Below are 20,875 nucleotides of genomic sequence, written 5' to 3'. Positions count from 1 at the left end.
CCCAGTCCCTTTCAGGGCGGCTTCAGGCAACAGGTGGAGGCGCGTGATCAACGGTCAGCGGTTGCTTGCTGTTCATCAGCCGCTCGGCCTCATCATCACTGGCCACTGCGGGCGGGGAGCCACGCAAGGGCAGCCGTGCCGTTTCCCGCACGGTCAGCATCGTGACCACCCCGATCACGGCGGCCCCCATCAGATACCATGCGGGCATATCCAGCATACCGGTTTTTTTCACCAGCCACGCCGTCACCAGCGGTGTGGTGCCCCCGAACAGGGAAACGGAGACATTAAACGCCACGGAAAGAGCCGTGTAGCGCACCGGTGTGTAAAACAGGGCGGGCAGAGTGGAAGGCATGGAACTGGTAAAGCAGACCAACGCCAGCCCCAGCAGCATCAGGCCCGCAAAAATCTCGAGATCATTGCCACTGCGGATCAGGTGCAGGCTGGGAATGGCCAGCACCAGCAGAGCCAGACAGGCGCTGATCACCATGGGCCGGCGGCCCAGCCTGTCACTGAAATATCCGCCCAGAACGTTCAGCGGCATCATCAGCACCATCACAAGAATGATCAGCAGCAGCCCCTTGCTTTCGGGGTAGTTCAGCGTGACGGTCATGTAGCTGGGGATATAGGTCAGCAGCATATAGTCCGTTACGTTAAAAACCAGCACCAGCCCGACACATTTCAGCAACTGCCGCCAATGCACCGCAAACAGGTGCCGCCAGCCGGGTTTTTCATGCTCACGCCGCTCCGCCTCCGCCGCATAAGCCTGAAAAGCGGGGGTTTCCTCCAGTCTGGTCCGCATATAAAGGCCCATCAGCCCCAGCGGACCCGCTACCAGAAAAGGAATGCGCCAGCCCCAGGACAGCATCGCGCTCTCATTCAGAAAAAACTGAAGTGCCGTCACCACCCCGGCCCCGGCCACATAGCCGCCCAGTGTTCCGAATTCGAGCCAGCTTCCCATCAGCCCCCGGTTCCGGTCCGTGGAATATTCCGCAATGAAGGTGGCGGCTCCGCCATACTCCCCGCCGGTGGAAAAGCCCTGCACAAGCCGGGCCACAAGCAGCAGCACCGGGGCCCAGAGGCCAATCCGGCCATAGGAAGGAATAAGCCCGATGCAGAATGTGCCCAGCGCCATCATGATCATGGTAACGGCCAGCAGCTTCTGCCGCCCGTAACGGTCCCCCAGCGGGCCGAAAACAGCTCCACCCACCGGGCGGACCAGAAAGGCCACGGTAAAGGTGGCAAAAGTGGCTATGAGCTGGAGTGTCGGGTCTGACGCGGGGAAAAAGACCTTCCCCAGCGTGACGGCAATATACCCATACACCCCGAAATCGAACCACTCCATGGCGTTGCCCAGCGCCGCAGCGCCCACGGCCCGCTTGAGCATATCGGCATCAACAACCGTGATATCGTCCGATGTGAGGTGCTTGCGGCGTTTGAACCAGCCGAAATGCGCGCGTGCTGCATCATGGCCTGTCGTGGGAAATCCCTTCTCTGGGGGAACTTTCCGGGTCTCTGTTTTCAGAATATCGGCGGCGGGTATGTCATCTTCACTGTAAGTCATACCTCTGATTAATACACAATACTGCCGCATATGTCGAAAAAGACATGTACAGCCGCCCCGCAGGCAGCCCGGACAGGCCGTTCTGACGGCGTTTTCGCCTGCCTTCACCTCACACGAAGCGCCTCAATAGGTGTAGGATACCCGCCCGCCAATAAAGCGCGGTTCCCCCGGAATATAGAAATACGTGGTGGTGGCCTGCCCGCCACTTTCCGCAAAGCGGCGGTTCAGGATATTACGGGCATACACCGTTGCCTCCCACCGGCCGGAAGCCGAACGCAGGGATACATGCGCCCCGAGCAGGAAATACGGTGGCAGGCGGTAAAAGCCCGTGCCGCCCGGGGTGATGGCCTGACTGCCCCGGTACTGCCAGTCCGGCCCCAGTTCCAGCGTATAGGCCCGCGCCAGCGGCTGCCGCCACTCCGCCGAACCATTCAGCGTCAACTTGGGCTGACCGTTATCCACTCCGGCAAAATTGTCGTTAATGGCTTTCCACACCCCGTGATGCGCATAATAGGCGTTTGTCTTGGCGCGATTGACGGTAGGAAAATCCTGAAAATTGCCGCGCTGCCAACCAAAATTCTGTGTCAGGTGCAGATGGCTGAAGGGATGTGCCTCAACCGTGCCCTCAAACCCCCAGCTTTCGGATTTTGGCGCATTGGTAATTTCGCTCAAAGGGCCGTAATCGGGGATCAGCACTGTGCCCAGAATCTGCTGATTATGAAAATCGTTGTAAAATGCAGCTCCATTGATGCGCAGCCTGTCCGGAATGGGGTCAGACTTGAAACCTGCTTCATAGGTCAGCACGGTTTCCGGTTTAAACGGATCAAGCTGCGCCTGAATCTGGGTATTGTTGGCGGTAAAGCCCCCGGGTTTGAAGCCCTTGCTCATTTTATAATAGACCAGCGCGTGCGGCAGCATCTGCCACGAAACCCCCAGTTGCCCGGCAAACTGGTCCGCAGTCGTGCTCTCACCATGAAAATTCGTGGTAGCACCACCAAAAATCTGAGATTTCAGGCCCGTGATGGACCGTTCATCCCGCTCATGCAGAAGGCCGCCCCACACCATCACGCCATGCGGCAGCCGATAGCTCAGATGCCCGAATTCCGAAAGACTTTGCTGATTGAGACCAAAGGTGGTCGCCATCATATAGCCGCGCGCGGGCCGGTAATCCGTATAGTCAAAAAAAAACCGCTGATCCATGCGGGTACGCTGGTAATGCGCGCCCACCACCCATTGCAGCCTGTCCTGCGTGTTGGAGGAATGCAGCCGCAGTTCCTGCGTAAACGTATTGGCGTCAATCGTGCGGTATGTATCCGCCTGAGAGAGTGCCGTGCCGTCCTGATCCGTATATTCGCCCTGCCGCTCTGTTTCGAATGCGCTGATGGCCGTAAGGCTCAGCGGCCCGAAATCATGGTCGATATGCAGGTCCGCTCCCCAGAACTGGTTGTGTTCGCTCGGTTTGAGGCCAGCCTTGCGGCCCACAAGATGCGCGAACTGCGGGCGGGAGGACCATTCCGCCTGCTGCCATGAGGAAAAACTCGGCAGAGGCTGCGTGCCGATCAACCGGCTGACGGGCACAGCCGTAACAACCTCACTGTTATCCTGCGTGACATGGCCGGAGAGCAGAATGGTTGTGTGCGCATCAGGCTTCCAGCGCAGTTTGCCGCGCAGGGCCCAGAGGTCCGCATCGCCCAGATGGTCCCCGTTCAGGGGGTTGGTCTGCCAGCCGCCACCGTGCTGCGTCTGCCCGGCCAGACGGAAGCTCAGCCCGCGCGCCAGTGGGCCGGACACATAGGCTTCGCTGCGGCTGCGGGCGTAGGAGGCAATATCCTGCGTCGCCCCGAAATGCCATGTGTTGGTGGGGTCATTCGTGCGCAGGCGCACTTCCCCACCCGTGTCGGACTGGCCGTGCTCCGTACCCACCGGGCCGGGGGTGACACTGGCTCCGGCAAGGTCAAACATCATGCCGCTGGTCATGGAGGAATATGGGAAGGCTACATCATCCACATACGTCAGAACCGGGGGCATGTTGTTCTGCGTGAAGTCATTGAACCCCACCCCGCGCAGATAGAAATTGGTGGATGCCGTGCCGTTGATGCTCTGGATCGTCAGGTTCGGGGCCACTCGTTCCAGCCCCCGCAGTGTCACCACGCCCCGCTCGGCCAGCCGCTCCGCCGTGATGCGTGTGGTGGCATCGGGGATATGCTGGGCTTCCTGATACGCAAAATCATGCCGATGCGCGCTGACATCCACAGCCGTGACCTGCCGCGCCGGCACCGCGCCGGGTTTTACCCTGCCGGAAGGCCGGACAAGCCCTGCCCGATGCCTCGCAACACCCACCTGCATCCCGCCCCGAGAGCGCGCCACCCCCGAACGTACGGCACCTGAAGGCGCAGAAGCCTTCGGTGCGGTGGAAGAAGACGCTGCTCTCTGATTTTCTCCCTGGCCCGATGCTGCCAAGGCCACCACAGCCGCCGTGTGTATGCCCCCCACACCCGGGCGACCGTTGGCCGATGCGCTAACACCCTCAGCCTGCGTCGCCGCACACCAGACAGGCATCATTCCCATCAGGGTCAGCGCCGTGCCAAATCTGCTCATCTGTCTGGCGTTTCCTGCCTTACGTCGGGAAACGCCATTTTGGCCAAGGTAGAAAATCAGAACACTCCTTCACTTCTTGCTTTCGGGCACCGCGTCCCGGCTGCCCGGAAACTGCCTTCCTATGGCGGCTGCCCCTACCCTCTTGCAAGCACGGAATGCCCTTCAGGCATAAAAATTCTGCTCTATCCTGCCCCCGGTTAACACGCTTTTAATACCCTTTTACCGGATCATAACGCAGAGGCACATCGCGCCCCTGCTCCAGCGCCTGAATAACGGAAGCCACATACTCAGCCCGCGCCGGGCGCGAGGACTCTGCTGCAGCATGCGGCGTGATCAGCACACGCGGATGCGCCCAGAGGGGCGACGCAGCGGGCAGCGGTTCAGCATCAAATACATCAAGCACCGCCATGTGCAGCGTGCCATCATCCAATGCACGCTGCAAGTCCGCCTCCACCACCAGCGCACCACGCGCAACGTTGATCAGTCCGGCAGGCCTGCGCAGCCTCGCCAGCTTCTCATATGTCACCATCCCGATGGTCTCTGGCGTTTCCGGCAGCAGGCACACCAATGTGTCACACGCCTGCAAAAAATCGTTCAACCCCTCGGTGCCCGTGTAACAGGTCACACCCTCCAGCGTTTTTGCATGACGCGCCCAGCCAGACACGCGAAAGCCCGCCTGCACCAGCCGGGTTGCCACCGGGCCACCCAGACTGCCCAGCCCCATCACCCCGACATGCATCTCTGAAGACATCCGCGCAGGGCCAGCCTGCCGGGTCCAGACCTTGTCCTGCTGCCCCACACGCCAGGTGGCGGCATCGCGCAAAATGGACAGCACCGCCCAGAGAACATAATCCGCCATCTGGAGAGCAGGCTCCTCACCCCCCATGCGGATAAGGGGCACATGCTTCGGCCAGTCCGGATCACTGGTGATATGGTCCACCCCCACGGCGGCACTCAAAATGGCTTTCAAATTTACCATTTTTGCCAACCGCCCCGGGTCAGGCTTCCAGACCAGCGCATACGTCACCTGAGCCGGGTCCAGCGCCGGATCATTCCACTCACGCACCTCGAGCCCCGGCATCAGTCTGGCAAACAGAGCCTTCCATTCCGGCAGGGCCGCAGCCCCTCCATTTTTGATGACCAGACACCCCATGCCACATGCTCCCCCATTCTGCCTCACGGCCCGTGCCCCAAAGACTGCCCGCGCTCAACTCCAGCATAACGCCGCGAACAGACAAGGCAGAGCAGACTTAACGCCACTGTCCCAAGCAGATAAAATCCCGGAACAGCCTTATCCTGAAAATATGTTACAAGAAAAGAAAGAATCATAGGTGTAAAGCCACCAAAAATCAGTTGCCCCAATGCATAACTCAGTGCAATGGCCGTTGTCCTGTTACGCGGCAGGAAAATTTCAGCAAAAAGCGCCGGAACGGAGGCATAATAGCCGCAATACACAGTGGTCACCAGAAAAGCCTGCACCAGAACCAGATGCATGCCAGAAGGACATGCCACCAGAAAATGGAACAGAGGCCACGCCATGAGGCCACCAGCCGCAGCCATCACAGCCATCATGCCCCGTCTCCCGACTTTATCCCCCAGCAGGGCAAACAGTGGCGGCAGAAAAATGGTCAGAACCCCTGAAACCATCGTTCCCATGAAAGAAACGGCATCTCCCAGATGCAACTGCGTTTTTGCCAGTGTTGGCATGTAGATGTTCAGATAGCTCCCGGTTGCTCCGGCACTTACCAACCCCATACCCAACAACAGCCGCAAGGGTTCATGCCGGATAACTTCCTGCAGAGGTCTGTGATTTTCCTGCCGCCTGAATTCGGGAGATTCATCACTAATCAGCCTCAACCACGCCGTGAGCGGCCCCAGCACCATGCCGAGTGCAAAAGGAAGGCGCCACGCCCACGCCAAAATCTGGGCCTCGGTAAAGGCCTGATGCACACCCCATGCCACAGCCGATGCCAGCGTGACCGCCACCCCTCCAGCCGACCACTGCAGGCTTGAATAAACGCCCCGGTATTTCGGGCTGCGCTCCGCCAGCATGGTTGCCGCCCCGCCAAACTCTCCGCCCGCAGCAAAGCCCTGCAGCAGGCGGGAACACACCACAACAAGAGGCGCGGCAAGCCCGATGGACGCATAAGACGGCACAATTGCCAGAAGGCCGGTGCCCACTGTCATCAGCAAAGAAGACAGAACCAGCCCCTGCCTCCGCCCCTTGCGGTCCGCATAAGACCCCAGCCACGCCGCCCCGACGGGACGCGCAACAAACGCCACCCCAAAACTGCCAAGGCTCAGCAGGAGAGAAAACCCGGCTGTTGCCGCAGGAAAAAACAGGTGAGACAGCGTTACGGCAAAAAGTCCGTAAAGAATAAGGTCATACCACTCCAGCACACCACCCAGCGTTGTTGCCAAAACAGAAAGCCAGAGGCGTGCGGTGGTGGGCGGAGCGTGAGCCATCTGCGTTTTTCAGAACCCCGTAGTGAAGCTGACAAGACCGGTAAAATTCCCGCCCGTGATATATGTTGGCGCACTACCCTTGATCACGGTATGCCCATCCGTACCCAGTGTATTCCGGGCGTTTGTGGTCAGGCCCCATGCACCGGACAGATAATGGCTGTTACCCAGATTGGTCATGTTCAACTGTATCTGCGGCCGCTTGAGGAAGAACACATCATTAAACCGATAGCCGATCCCCAGATTAGCTGTTTCATAGGATGGAATTTTTTCATCATTCATGAAGGTTGAATATTCAGAGCCGACATAATTGAACGCAAAATTCCCGAACACATGCCCATCATCATAGGACAAGCCAATGGAACCGCTGAATTTCGGGCTCAGCACGGCCACTTTCCCTGCTGTGGGCAAAAAGGTACTGCCAGATGCCAGATTGTTATCCGTTGTGGCATGCAGATACTGCCCGGAAAAATACGGCGTGAAGTGATGCCAGCGCGGCAGGCTGATTTCCCCACTGATCCCGCGTGTAGTCTGACCACCTCCGTTGAGTGACGTCGTGATGGTTGTGCCTTCCACCAGAGAACTGCTGGTAATCTGCCTGTTGGTGAAGTTGTAGTTAAAGAGAGACAGAGAGATGTTAAAATACCGGCCGTAATGGCGGTAGCCCAGTTCTTCCGCAATGGAGTATTCCGGTTTGATCCCACCGCTGACATGGCGGGATGTCATCTGCCCGGTAGCCGCACTGAACATGTCAACAGACGGTGTAATCGCTGCGGCCTCACGGAAGGCCGTGGTTCCGTTGAGATAAATCTGGTCCCGCGGGGTTACCTGATAGCTGATAGCCACCCGAGGCAGGGGCTGCGCATCACTGAAGCCGGTTGCATACGTTGCACCGGGCATCAGATTGGTAGCGGTACGGGTGATCATCGCTTCCTTGAAACCTGCCGAAATTTTCAGTCTTTCATGCAACAGGGAATATGTATCCATCAGGCTCAGCGTGTTGGTCTGCTGAATAACATGTGCATCCCATTGTTTGAGAGGCGCTCCGGAGGCTGTCAGAACGGGATGCTGCCCCCACCGGCTGGCATCTCCCGATGCGTCAGGCAGAGAATAGGTTGGATCTTCCGCATAATTGATGTAGGAATACCAGTATCCGAACTGAAGGTCATTATGGCCTTTTTTCCAGTCAAGAACACTGTTGATCCCGAATGTGGATTCCCTGAACGTATCGTTGGATTGCGCAACCTGCACGCTTGGTGAGCCTTCGGGAAACTGCAGCGGACTGGCAGACTCACTCCCCAGAAACGCCTTGTTCCGGTTCAGGGTGCTGCCACCCTGCACTGTACCATCCACATCGAAAATATACGGTGTGACAGACAGGTTCAGCCCGTCAGCCAACTTGAACTTCATCTGCACACTGGCACGAGCATGCTTCCACTCATACTGATGGAATTTATAATAATTCGTGTTGTTTCCAGTAAAATCCTTTCTGTAATTATAATCTATCCCATAAGCGTTCCATTGCGCCATTGTAGGATAGGTATACAGGCTTTCCCGCACGTCATTATAGGACATAAAGGCGGAAATACTGTTTCCATCGCCCCATTTCTTGGCCGCCTTGAAATCCACATGCCACCGGTGCAGATCACCCGGTCCACGCCAGTTGGAGGCCTGAGTATCTGAAAATGAGGCAAAGCTGCGAATTCCGCTATGCCCCAGTTCACCACTCTCCAGCCGGATAAACTCCCGTCGCATGTTGTTTCCGCCATACGTCAGATCCAACAGCCCGCCAAACTTATGTGATGGATCCCGCAATGTTTCACTGACCAACCCACCCACGGCGCTGAATGTCGGGGCCATCAGATCCGGCGCACCGGGCGTGACCATCACGGAGCCGATATTTTCCGTATCCGCCCAACCGGACGAGGTAGGAGAATAATACAGGACATCAGAAGGATTCATCCCTTCCAACTCATACCCCAACTCGTTCTGGTTCATTCCGCGAATAGACACACTCATGCGGTCCGTGGCCCCTGCGGGGTCGGCTGAAGCCACAACCACACCCGGCACATTCCGCACCAGTGTCAGCGCATTTGTGGCTGGAGCCTGCGCGGCAATATAGTCACGCGTGACGCCACTTTTTGCAAACGGCTCTGTCTGTCTGGGCATCATGCCGCCCCCGGCGGAGTGACCAGAAACCCCGTTCGGGGTCACCCCTGAACTGACGGTTATTTCCTCCGCCTTTCCCGCCATCAACGGACCGGCTTTGCGGGGTGCCCGGAAGGCGGCAGGGCGGGGTACCGCAGAATGGGAAGTCGCAGAACTAACCCCGGAACCAGAACTGGCCGCATGGTGCGGGGCAACCCGGATCGGCGCGCGTTTGCGCCCCGTATCTTTGCTGGTTTCTGCCCGTGCTGCTGTATTACCAGCCGCCAGAACCATAGCACACAAAAAACTTACGGAATTTGCTGAAAGACGATGCACAGTACGTCTCCTGTCACAGCCCAAGGCAGGGTTTGTCTGGTCTGAGAGCGCGTGACAGTCCGGCTTTCTGTATCCGTTCGGCATACAGAATTTTCAGACCATTACGGAATCGATTCTTCATCCCAAGTTTCGGTATACCGAGATTAGTCCCACAAGACCTCCTTCTGTCAATCATGTTTTGAATAAGGAATGATTAATCTATCAGCACAATGAATCATTTTCTCAAATGCCATTGACCTGAAAAATACCTACAGCATGCCCTGCCTCAAGATTTATAGAGCATTTTCAATATATTATCTTGAATAATTCCAACACCTCCGAACGCCATTCCCCTCATATTTCCTGATATGGACATACTTAAGAAAGGCTCATTATTTCACCCTCTCCAAAGTCGGGAACTCCTGCAGTAGGAAGCAAAGCGGAAAATACCATCAAGACTCTTTTGTTTACGGTTATTTTTACAAAATATGGGAGATCTTTTTGCATAAGATTCTCTCAACTCCGCATACAAAAACCTCTTCACAAGACTCCTGTCAGCGTTTATCTCTGATTTCAGTATGCTGAAAATTTCTCCTCCCACATACCCACAAGGAGAGTCTGACCATCATGGAAAAGCCCTGGCCCACCCCCCCGCATTATGATGTTGTTCTGGCCGGTGGCGGTATTATCGGCGTGTGCACAGCACTGTTTTTGCGTGAAAAGGGTCTCTCCGTCGCGGTTCTGGATAAAGGGCGCCCCGGCTATGAGCAGTCCAGCCGCAACTGGGGCTGGGTGCGCACCATCAGCCAAGCCATGGAAGAACTGCCTCTGGCTGTTGCCAGCCGTCCGCTTTGGGAGCAATGGGCCAAAGAAGGCGATTTCGGGTATACGCGCAGCGGCCTGCTTTCCCTCGCGCAGGATCAGGATGAATGGCAGGGCTTGGAAAGCTGGCTGGCCGCCGCGCGCACGCGCGGGTTTGATGCACGGGAACTGGGGCGTTCCGAAATCAGCACCCTTCTGCCCCAGAGCCGGGGCCAGTGGGCCGGAGCGCTTTACAGCCCGGGGGATGGTCGGGCTGAACCGGATAGCGCCATGCGCTTTCTTGTGCGGAAAGCTGAAGCGGCGGGTGTGGTCATTCTGCCGGATACCGCCGTTAAGAGCATTGATATTCAAGGGGGGCGTGCCTGCGGGTTTGAAACAGAAAACGGCCGGATAAGTGCATCTTCGGTTGTGGTTGCCGCCGGCATCTGGTCCCGCTGGCTGTGCAAGACGGTGGATATTGTCCTGCCGCAACTCAAGGTGATTGCATCTGTCCTGCGCACGGAGCCGGTGGCAGGCGGGCCAGATCCTATTGTAGCGTCCTCACGTTTTTCCCTGCGCCGGCGGATGGATGGAGGCTATACAGTCGCACAACGCAACTCCTCCATCACTTATGTCACGCCGGACTCTTTCCGCTTTTTGCGTGAATTCATGCCTAATTTTCTGAAACAGAAAAAACTTCTGAGTGTTCGCATCGGGTCTTCCTTTGTGCAGGAACGCAGGCAGGAAAGGCAATTTGGCAAAGGCAAACCCAATCCGTTTGAACAGTTCCGCGCGTGTGATCCAACCCCGGACAGCAAGACTCTTGCCCGCACCATGAACCGCCTGCGTGCAGACATGCCGGTGTTTGAAAAAGCCCGCATCGCCACCATGTGGGCGGGGGTGATTGATGTTGTGCCCGATGCCCTGCCCATTCTCTCACCTGTAGCCCGCTATCCCGGCCTGTATGTGGCCACTGGCTTTTCCGCTCACGGGTTTGGCGTTGGCCCAGCCTCCGGGAAGCTGATGGCCAATCTGATTACCGGGGAACCCGACACACTGGGCCGGGACCATTTCACCCTTGATCGGTTCGGTTGCAACGGAGAAGGATCCCGGGCAAGTTAATCTCTGCCTCCGGGGTCTCGTCACCATATATGCGTCCGCATGGCATGAGTTTCAGAGAGCCCACCTCCTTCCGCCCCTTGCCCCGGCTATGATGGACCCATGACTGACAGCCGCCCCACCCTGACTGGTGAAGAGCTTTATACAGCCCTGCGCCGCGATATGATTGACAACCGCGTGCAGGGCGGCACCGTCCTGCAGGAAGAAGACATAGGCCGCCGCTATGGCGTAAGCCGTACGCCCGTGCGTGAAGCCCTGCAACGGCTGCATCAGGACAACCTTATCGGGCGGAAAGGGCGGTTTTATGTTGTTGCCTCCCCTTCTCATGACAACATCCGGCAAATTTATGAATTTCGTGAAGCGATTGAAACCGCCACAGTTGCCCTCTGCTGCGAGCGTGCGGATGAAGTCCTGATTAAATCCCTTCAGGCCTGCCTGAATGAGCAGGGTAAAGCCGCACGCGCCAAACAGTTTTATGAATTTGAGCGGCTCGACACCCAGTTTCACGTCCTGATTGCAGAGGGCGCGAAAAATGACCTGCTGCGCCGCCAGCTTGAAATCAGTTACGATCAGATCTGGTTTTCCCGCGTAGGCAATCTGGTATCCCTGCCGGAATACTCTCTGGAAGAAACCCTTGCAGGCCACCAGCGTATTCTGGACGCCATCCGCCGCCGAGACCCCGGCGTGGCCCGTGCGGAGATGTATACGCACCTGCGCAGCGCTATTCTGCTCAGCGCTCGTTCCCGCCCACACGGCCGCAGCCCGGCTGCACCGCGCACATCACGCACAAAAAAACCGGCCCCAACCTCCTGAAAGGCTGGAACCGGCTTTTTTCAAACCGAGTGTTTAGTCAGATCAGTGTGCGGTGTCATCCAGTGCATAAGCCCGGATATAATCGCCGGAACGGGTGCCAAGCCCGCCATGCCCGCCAGCGGCAATCAGCACATACTGTTTGCCATTGACTTCATAGGACATGGGCGTTGCCTGACCACCAGCCGGCAGACGGTCACGCCAGATCACCTTGCCGGTGGCAAGATCAATCCCGCGCAGATAGTCATCAGCCGTAGCCCCCATGAAGACCAGTCCACCCTTGGTCACAACACTCCCGCCAATATTATACATGCCCGTGGGCAGCGGCAGGTTGGTGTGGGTGCGGAAAGGCCCGGTGTCCCGTGTGGTGCCAATCGGGTGCTGCCAGATGATTTTCTTGCTCACCAGATCGATCGCCGTCAGCGTGCCCCACACAGGCCCCTTGCAGGGAATTTGCAGCGGGTTCAGCCAAGGGTCCGTATAGGCCACATAAGGCGTGCCGTAGTTGGGTGAAAGCGCCAGAGCATTTCCCTTGGGTGTGGGTTCATTCCCGTCCCCGTTCCACTTGGGCAGCGCACCGCTTTCTTCCAGTTTGGTGCGGCGGTCCAGCTTGATGCGGAAGGGCAGATAGCTGGCATTGGCAATCAGCACCTTGCGCACGGGGTCCACCGTAGCGCCCTGCCAGTCCACAATGCCGTAAAATGCCGGGTAAACAATCGTGGTTTTACCAATATGAGGCGGCGTGAACTGTCCGTCATACGCTGCGGATTTATACTGGATACGGCAGATCAGCTGGTCCAGCAGTGTTGCTCCCCACATGTCCGTCTCTTTCAGATCCGGCGGGGTGAGAGAGGGCATGGCAACCGGGTACGGCTGGGTGGGAGAAACATGGTCATCCGGCGCAACCCCTGCTGTAGGCACAGGTTTTTCCTCAACCGGGTAGCCCGGAACCGGCGTGCCGGTGCGACGGTCCAGCACAAAGAATTCACCGCGCTTGGTGCTCTGCACCAGTGCGGGAATATTTTCCCCGTTCGGGCCAGGCAGATCAACCAGAGAAGGACCGGAAGGAATATCCATGTCCCACAGATCGTGATGCACGGTCTGGAAGGTCCATTTGCGTTCGCCGGTTTCAATATCCAGAGCAATGGTTGCGCTGGAGGTTGCATCATCAAACGGGCGGCGTGATCCACCCCAGTTGTCCGGCGGAGAATTGCCGGTGGGGATGTAGAGCAGCCCCAGTTCCGGGTCTGCCGTGTAAACACCCCATGCGTTGGGGGTATCACGCGTCAGCTCATCATTCGGGCCGGGTTTCCAGTTTTCCGGAGTGTGCCCGGCATCCCACGCCCATGCCAGTTCACCTGTCAGCGGGTCAAACGCACGCACGGCGCCGGAGGGTTCAAAATTGGCCTGGTTATCCATCACCCAGCCACCCAGCACCACACGATCCTTCACCACCAGCGGCGGAGATGTCACGAAATGGAAACCAAGCGGCACATTCCCCAGATAGGTACGCAGGGAGACGGACCCGTGATCCCCAAAATCATCACACGGCTTGCCAGTTTCCGCATTGACAGCCACCAGACGCACATCCGCCGTGGGGGAGAAAATCCGCTTCGGGCAGGATGTCTGTGTGCCTTCAGGGGCCTTGTAATAGGACACACCACGGCAGGCCAGATACACGTTGGCGGCCACATCCTTTTTGTCGGGATGCGGATCATACGTCCACTTGATCTTGCCGGTGGCAGCGTCCATCGCCACGATCCAGCTATGGGGCGTGCACATATATAGGGTGTCATCCACCTTGATGGGGGTGACCTCAAGGTTGAACTCATGCCCCTGATCAGGCCCGGCCACAACGGCTTCCCCAGCGTGGGCGGTATCACCCGTGCGGGTCTGCCAGGCCAGTTTCAGGTGGGAGATGTTCTGCGGGGTAATCTGCCCCAGCGGAGAATACCGATCTCCATGCGCGGTGCGCCCGTAATACTGCCAGTCTGCATTGGCAATGGCGTTATCTGTTTCCGCGCTGGCATCTGCTGTGGCCATGCGCTCCGCCGAAAGCGTGCCGTTGATGGAATAGGAGGAGAAGCAGCTTGCAAGCAGCACAGCCCCTGTGGCACCCAGCCCGACCAGCACGGCAGCCTTGTCAGCCATCCAGCCGCGCCCGGTGTACCATACAGCCGGAACCAGCAGCCACACGCCAAAGACCACAAAGGTCAGCAGCCGGACTTCAAGCCCCCAGATATTCAGGCCAGTCTCCTCCAGCGCCCACACAAGGGTGACGAGCATGAGTGCTGCATAAACCAGTGGCGCTGTGCGCGGGCGAAAAACCCCCAGCACAGCAGTGCCAACCAGAACAAGACCAGCAAAAACGTAGTAGAGCGAACCACCGAGAAGCGCGAGTTGTCCCCCGGCGATGGCAAGGTACACCCCCACCACCGCCAGAGCCGCACCGGTTACAAGCCCTAATAACCTCGATAAGGTCGGGTTCATCTTAACCTCACATATGAAATAAATGACATCTGGGCTTTAGAAAGTCTTCCGTAAAATGGTGCGTTTTCCTCTCTCCATTCAGCTCTGTTCCGTATTTTGCTACTGATCATTCATCCCAGAAATCTTTAAATAAAATGTATGTGATTTATGAATGAATCACCTGTTCGTGATATGCACGTTTTCGCAAACATCCCCCAATACTGACGCACGCCTTTTAAAAGACCGGCCAGAGGCACGGGCTGGAATGCGGTTGATCTGCCTGCAAACAGTAACAATAAAAAAGTGCCAAACCACCATGAAACATTCCATACATCCCACCCACCCCTTTTCTCACTTGACCAGAAAAATCCTTCCCTGTTCAGGATTTTTAAGACTGAATACCGCAACCATCGCAACCCTCCTGCTTACTCTCGCAGGAGGGCACGCAGCCCGGGCGGCGGATATCCCCCTGGCCATTATCGGCCCGCATGAATATGACCTTCCGGTAGATTTCAAACCGTTTAACGTTCTGGTGCAGTACGGCGATGGCAACGCCGCCGGGATGACATACAACAGTCTGGGTGCACGCAAGCCCGAAGGCGGCAGTCACACGTGGTCTGGCCTGACAAAATACGTGCATTTCAGAAGTTTTGACGCCATTCCCCATGTCGGCTTTGCCTTTGAGGTGATCCAGACAGAATCCTACAGGCTGGCCGGCGGCACAAATTATGGCGGCCTAGGCGGCACCATCAGCGGCCCGGCGGTATGGTTCAAACCAAATTCTCACAGCACCTTTGGTATCCAGACATTTTTACAAACCCCCAGCGGTACACGGGATTCCCTGTCCAGCCATTACTGGAGCAACCTCTCAAGCCTGCTTTTTGATTATGAATGGAAGCATTTCAGCTTTGGTGGAGACCTTGGCGCCATTGTCAACATGACAAAACATGTGAACGCGCAACATAGTTACACACCAGGCACCACCTTCCACAGCAACCTGCGCTTCAGCTGGAAACTCCACCGCCGGTTTGAACCCTTTCTGGCGTTTGACTGGCAGAACACCGCTGGCACGCGGGACCGCACCGTTCAGAACTGGATTGACAACTCCAGCAGCCGGGAAGTGGCCATGGGGATAGGGGCCATGTTCACGCTGACAAAAAATATCAGCCTGACCACCCGCTACTCCCACAGCGTGGAAGGCCGAAACACGCCTGAAACCAACGCGTATTATCTGAAATTTGTTTACCTGTGGTAAATATACTCTCTCGCGCCATAGTATTTCATGCAGGCGCCCCTTATCGGGATAGCCTGTACACGGACACACCTGCGGCACAGCACCAGCCTGCTCCGGCCACCGAATCTGAAAGTACAGCTGGACATATTTTCTCGTGCCCCTCTCATCGTGCCCCCTTGGGCCCCCTGCCTGCCCGGCACGACACCCGGACACCTCCCCTTCCAGCAGAGTACAGACCAACTCCCTCCGCCCCCGCTTTCACACCTGTCACGCGCCATTCCGGCCATCTGAACAGCGATCATTCCCGCAGGGTAGGCATTTTCCGCACGGTATGCTTTTATCCGCATACCGGAACAGTTTGTTCCACAAAACGACAGGGGGATGGCCTTTCGACGCTTCCTCCCTGAGCAGAATATAGGACAAGATCATGACCCTTGAACGTCATGCCAGACTGTCACGCCGCGTCGCTCTGCTTCTATCCGCCGGGCTGGGCCTGAGCAGCCTTGCAGGAATTGCCCATGCGGACACTGCCCCGCAGGCCACAGCCCCCGCCGCCGTACCGCCCGCCAGCTTCGGCGCATGGGGTGTGGACCTTGCCGGGCGCGATACCGCTGAAAAACCCGGCAACAACTTCTTCAAATACGCAAACGGCACCTATCTGGAGCATCTGACCATCCCGTCAGACATGACCAGCTATGGCCCGTTCAACGCGCTGGCGGAACTCTCCCGCACGCGGGTGCAGAGCATCCTGAATGATCTCTCTGCCCACCCGGTCAAGCACCCGAGCAGCATTGAAGAAAAGCTCGGCACCTACTACGCCTCCTTCATGGATGAAAAATCTGTCGAGAAGCAGGGCATCAAACCGATGCAGGCCGATCTGGACAGCATCATGAAAATGCGGGACGCCAAGGCTTTCGCCACGCTGGCAGGCGCTTCTGCGGGCAACTTCATGAAGTCTCCCTTCTCGCTGGGTATTAACCCGGACGCCAAGGACCCCACACGCTACGCACTGAATGTGGATCAGGATGGCCTTGGTCTGCCGGACCGCGATTATTACCTGAAGCCGGAATTCGCCAAGAAGCGTGAGGCCTATCAGGCTTATATCACGCAGGCACTCACGCTTATCAAATGGCCCGAACCGGCTACCGCCGCCGCCGCCATCGTGGCATTTGAAACAAAGCTGGCCGGAGTGCACTGGGCACGGGCAGACCTGCGTGACCCGCAGAAAACCTATAACCCGATGACCGTCAGCGCACTGGAAAAAGCTGCTCCCGGCTTTGACTGGCTCACCTGGCTGACCGCTGCCGGCCTGACCAAGGAAGGTCTTGAAAACCGCACGCTGATTGTGGGGGAACCCTCCGCCATCACGGGGGAAGCCGCACTGCTGGCCTCTGCCGATACCGGGCTGCTTCAGGCCTGGCTGGCGTTCCATACTGTTGAAAACGCATCCCCCTACCTGCCGGATGCCTTCGTGCAGGCACGCTTCACCTTTAGCAAGGCCCTCTCCGGCCAGCCCGCCCTGCCCGCACGCTGGAAGCGCGGCGTGCAGGCCACCAGCAGCGCCATGGGCATGGCTCTGGGCAAGGTGTATGTGGAACGCTACTTCCCCGCAGAAAGCCGCACGGCCATGCAGACGCTGACAGGCGACCTGAAGGATGCCTTCCGCATCCGCCTTCAGCACAATAGCTGGATGAGCAAGGAAACGCGTGAAGCCGCCCTGCGCAAGCTGGAAAACTTTGAAGTTCAGGTGGGCTACCCGAACGAATGGCGCGATTATTCGAGCCTGAACGTGACAAAGGGTGAAGTCTACAACAACGCGAAAAACGGCGTGGCGTTTGAATGGCAATACTGGCTGGACCGCCTGGACAAGCCGGTAGACCGTAACGAATGGGGCATGACCCCGCAGACGGTGAACGCCTATAACAACCCGCTGTTTGATCAGGTTGTGTTCCCCGCCGCCATTCTTCAGCCGCCATTCTTCAACCCCAAGGCTGATGCCGCCGTCAATTACGGGGCGATCGGGGGTGTGATCGGTCATGAAATGACCCACTCCTTCGATGATGAAGGCCGCCAGTTTGATGAACACGGCCGCCTGCGTGACTGGTGGACCAAGGCAGACGCCGCCCGCTTCCAGAAGCTGGCCGACCGCCTTGGCGCACAGTACAATGCGTTTGAAGTCCTGCCCGGCGTGCATGTGAACGGCAAGCTGACCATGGGTGAGAACATTGCCGATCTCGGCGGCCTGACGCTGGCGCTGGATGCATATCATGCCTCCCTGCACGGCCAGCCCGCACCGGTGCTGGATGGCCTGACGGGAGACCAGCGCGTGTTCCTCGGCTGGGCGCAGGTCTGGCGTGAAAAACTGCGTGATGACACAATCAAAAATCTGATTGTGACAGACCCGCACTCCCCGCCGCAGGCCCGTGTGAACCTCCCGATGCACAACATTGATGCATGGTACAAGGCATGGGATGTCAAACCCGGCCAGAGCCTGTATCTGACACCGCAGCAGCGCGTAAAAATCTGGTAATAAACCAGATTTTAACCGCGAACGGGAAAGGGGCGGCGCTTTCGGGCGTTCGCCCCTGCCTTGTTTCTGCCCCCCTCCTCCGCTAGTCAGAAAAATTGACGGGCCCGTATATAGAGCTGCGGGACCGGGGACCGACTGTGGTCATCCCCATCCACGGAAAAGAGCCGCAGATGCCTGACATACCACACCGCCCTCTCCCCACATCCCCTGAAGCCGCGCCCCCGCAGCCTTCTGCTGCCTCACCCACCCGCCGTCATGTGGTGCAGGGTCTGGGTACAGGCACCGCAGCACTGGCTTTGGCCGGGCTGGCCCCCTCCGCCGGGGCGCAGGCTGTCCCGCAGGGCGGCACAGGCCGCGCCGGCAGCGCCACACCCTCCGCCCACACGCCACCAGCCCCCGACGCTCCCCGCTTTTTCAGCCCGGCGGATTTCGCCCTTCTGCGGGCGGCCTGTGAGCGGATTTTTCCGGCGGATACCCAAGGGCCAGGGGCCATAGCCCTTGGCGTGCCAAATTTTATTGACGCGCAGATGGACACGCCGTGGGGCCGAGGGGAACTGTGGTACATGCAAGGCCCCTACCGGCCGGATGCCCCGGCCAATCTGGGCTACCAGCTTCCCTACAGCCCCCAGCAGATTTACCGGAAAGGTCTGGCAGGCGTGCAGGCATGGATGCGGCAGACGCATCAGGCGGCTTTTGAAACCCTGCCGCCGGAAGAGCAGGACCGCATTCTGGAGGCGCTGGAACACAACGCCACGCAGTTTGACGGCCTGCCTGCCGCCGTTTTTTTCGAACAACTCCGGACAGACACCATAGAAGGCGCGTTTTCTGACCCGCTCCATGGCGGAAACCGGCATCTGGCAGGCTGGACCATGATGGGCTTCCCCGGCGCGCGCGGAGATTACATGGACTGGGTGGACCAGTATGACACACCCTACCCTTACGGCCCTGTGTCCATTTCCGGGGAGACCGCCTGAACATGACTGAAAAAACCCTCTCCCCTGTGGATGTCGTGGTGGTTGGCAGTGGCTGGGCTGGCAGCATCATGGCCAAGGAACTGTGTGAAGCCGGGCTTTCCGTGGTGATGCTGGAGCGCCGGGGCCGCCGCTCCACCGCGCGGGATGGCGCGTACCCCAGCTCTCTTGATGAACTGGAAGGGGCTGTCCGGTACAAGCTGTTTCAAAATCCTGCTGATACAACAGTAACTGTGCGCAACCGCATGGATCAGGAAGCCGTGCCCTACCGGCGGCTGGCGGCATTCCTGCCCGGTGCCGGGGTTGGGGGGGCTGGCCTGCACTGGACAGGCGTGCATTTCCGCGCCACCCCGCAGGACCTGCGCCTGCGCAGCCATATAGTGGAACGCTACGGTCGCGCCTTTATTCCCGAAGGGATGAACCTTCAGGATTACGGCGTGACATACGAAGAACTGGAACCGTTCTTTGACCGTGCTGAAAAGGTTTTCGGCACCTCGGGCGAGGCCTATACAGTCGGCGGGAAAGCTACCGGTAAAGGGAACATCTTCGCGCCGGACCGCTCGGATGATTTCCCCCTGCCGCCCCTGCGCGATGTGTATACCGCGCACCTGTTCCGCCAAGCGGCGGCAGAGGCGGGCTATCACCCCTACGCCATGCCCGCCGCCAATGCCTCCCAACCCTATACAAACCCCTATGGCGCACAGATGGGGCCTTGCAACTTCTGTGGATATTGCAGCGATTATGCGTGCTATATGTACGCCAAGGCCTCACCCAACGTGAACATCATGCCTGCTCTCAGGCGGCATGAAAATTTCACACTCCGTAGCAACGCGCATGTGCTGAAAGTGCTGCTGGACTCCACGGGCCGGAAAGCCACTGGCGTGGTCTATCAGGATGCGGAAGGCAATCACATCACCCAGCCCGCCGGGCTGGTTATTCTGGCGGCTTTCCAGTTTCATAACGTGCACCTCATGCTGCTGTCCGGCATTGGCAAAGCGTATGATCCTGTCAGCAACACCGGCACGGTCGGGCGCAACTTCACCTATCAGAACATTACCAACAGCACGGTCTGGATGCCCCCCACCCGCAGCACGGACCAGTTTATCGGCTCAGCCGGGGGTGTTGCGATAGATGATTTCAACTGCGACAATTTTGACCACGGGCCACACGGCTTTATTGGTGGCTCTCCCCTGTGGGTCAATCAGGCGGGGGTCAAACCCATAGCCGGGGCCAAGGCCACCACACCGGGTGTGCCACGCTGGGGCAGTGCCTGGAAAAAGGCGGCCATCGACACATACCGCCACTCCTTCACCATCAATGCGCAAGGCTCGAACATGGCCTATCGCGATGTGTATCTGGATCTGGACCCCACATGGCGCACCAGTTACGGCCAGCCCATGCTGCGCATGACGTTTGACTGGAAAGACAACGATATCCGCATGAACCGCTACGTTATCGGGCATCTGGAGGGCATCGTGAAAGCCCTGGGCGCGCGGGATGTGCAGTATGGCATGCGGGAGGAGGGCAAACCGTTTGACGTCCGTGCGTATCAGACCACGCATCTGTGCGGCGGGGCCGTAATGGGGGAAGACCCGAAAACCTCCGCCCTCAACCGCTATCTGCAAAGCTGGGATGTACCGAATGTGTTTGTAGTGGGGGCCAACGCCTTCCCGCAGGGCATGGGGTACAATCCCACCGGGCTTGTGGCGGCCCTTGCCTACTGGTCTGCCTACCATATCCGCACCCAATGGCTGAAGGGCAATGGCGGCCCACTGGTGACACCATGAGCACCACCATGAACAGCCGGACATTCCCCCGGATCACCCCACCCGCATCCCTCGCGCCCCGTCACAACA

Annotated in this window: 12 protein-coding genes; 6 read left to right on the top strand and 6 right to left on the bottom strand. The window is 58.2% G+C overall.

The genetic code is table 11. The features are described from left to right. Positions 1-22: 22 nt before the first annotated feature. From proP to GOB82_RS09165, 5 genes are all read right to left on the bottom strand, one after another. Positions 23-1,561, bottom strand: coding sequence for a glycine betaine/L-proline transporter ProP (gene proP, locus GOB82_RS09185; protein ID WP_166122346.1), 1,539 nt, complete (start codon positions 1,559-1,561; stop codon positions 23-25). A 123-nt stretch (positions 1,562-1,684) separates the two neighbouring features. After that, entirely contained in the window at positions 1,685-3,907 is a 2,223-nt protein-coding gene (locus GOB82_RS09180; protein WP_166122373.1) for a TonB-dependent receptor, read from the bottom strand. 460 nt (positions 3,908-4,367) lie between these two features. Beyond that, positions 4,368-5,312 (bottom strand): 2-hydroxyacid dehydrogenase, encoded by a 945-nt coding sequence (locus tag GOB82_RS09175; protein WP_166122344.1) that lies wholly within the window; start codon positions 5,310-5,312, stop codon positions 4,368-4,370. A 23-nt stretch (positions 5,313-5,335) separates the two neighbouring features. Continuing rightward, the gene (locus GOB82_RS09170; protein ID WP_166122341.1) at positions 5,336-6,625 is read right to left on the bottom strand and encodes an MFS transporter; all 1,290 of its coding nucleotides are present in this window, start codon (positions 6,623-6,625) and stop codon (positions 5,336-5,338) included. Between the two features lie 9 nt (positions 6,626-6,634). Then, on the bottom strand, positions 6,635-9,106 hold the full coding sequence (locus tag GOB82_RS09165) for a TonB-dependent receptor (RefSeq protein WP_265794540.1): 2,472 nt from the start codon (positions 9,104-9,106) through the stop codon (positions 6,635-6,637). A gap of 606 nt (positions 9,107-9,712) precedes the next feature. On the opposite strand from GOB82_RS09165, the gene GOB82_RS09160 reads away from it, so the two are divergent. Beyond that, positions 9,713-11,008, top strand: a complete 1,296-nt coding sequence (locus GOB82_RS09160) for an NAD(P)/FAD-dependent oxidoreductase (protein ID WP_166122339.1) — start codon at positions 9,713-9,715, stop codon at positions 11,006-11,008. Positions 11,009-11,107: 99 nt separating this feature from the next. Further along, positions 11,108-11,818, top strand: coding sequence for a GntR family transcriptional regulator (locus GOB82_RS09155; protein WP_166122337.1), 711 nt, complete (start codon positions 11,108-11,110; stop codon positions 11,816-11,818). Positions 11,819-11,860: 42 nt separating this feature from the next. Here GOB82_RS09155 and GOB82_RS09150 read toward each other — a convergent pair whose 3' ends face one another. After that, positions 11,861-14,305, bottom strand: coding sequence for a membrane-bound PQQ-dependent dehydrogenase, glucose/quinate/shikimate family (locus tag GOB82_RS09150; RefSeq protein WP_166122335.1), 2,445 nt, complete (start codon positions 14,303-14,305; stop codon positions 11,861-11,863). A 295-nt stretch (positions 14,306-14,600) separates the two neighbouring features. Here GOB82_RS09150 and GOB82_RS09145 point away from each other — a divergent pair, with 295 nt between their 5' ends. The 4 genes from GOB82_RS09145 (at position 14,601) to GOB82_RS09130 (ending at position 20,806) form a co-directional block, all read left to right on the top strand. Continuing rightward, complete coding sequence (locus GOB82_RS09145) at positions 14,601-15,539, top strand: transporter (RefSeq protein WP_166122333.1); 939 nt, start codon at positions 14,601-14,603, stop codon at positions 15,537-15,539. A 406-nt stretch (positions 15,540-15,945) separates the two neighbouring features. Then, positions 15,946-18,048: a M13 family metallopeptidase gene (locus tag GOB82_RS09140; protein WP_166122331.1), complete on the top strand. Its 2,103-nt coding sequence runs from the start codon at positions 15,946-15,948 to the stop codon at positions 18,046-18,048. Between the two features lie 170 nt (positions 18,049-18,218). Then, positions 18,219-19,022, top strand: a complete 804-nt coding sequence (locus GOB82_RS09135) for a gluconate 2-dehydrogenase subunit 3 family protein (RefSeq protein ID WP_166122329.1) — start codon at positions 18,219-18,221, stop codon at positions 19,020-19,022. A gap of 2 nt (positions 19,023-19,024) precedes the next feature. After that, the gene (locus GOB82_RS09130) at positions 19,025-20,806 is read left to right on the top strand and encodes a GMC family oxidoreductase (RefSeq protein ID WP_166122327.1); all 1,782 of its coding nucleotides are present in this window, start codon (positions 19,025-19,027) and stop codon (positions 20,804-20,806) included. Positions 20,807-20,875: the final 69 nt, after the last annotated feature.

The organism is Acetobacter farinalis (genome assembly GCF_011516935.1).
GTDB lineage: Bacteria > Pseudomonadota > Alphaproteobacteria > Acetobacterales > Acetobacteraceae > Acetobacter > Acetobacter farinalis.
This window is presented reverse-complemented; position numbering and strand designations above follow the sequence as displayed.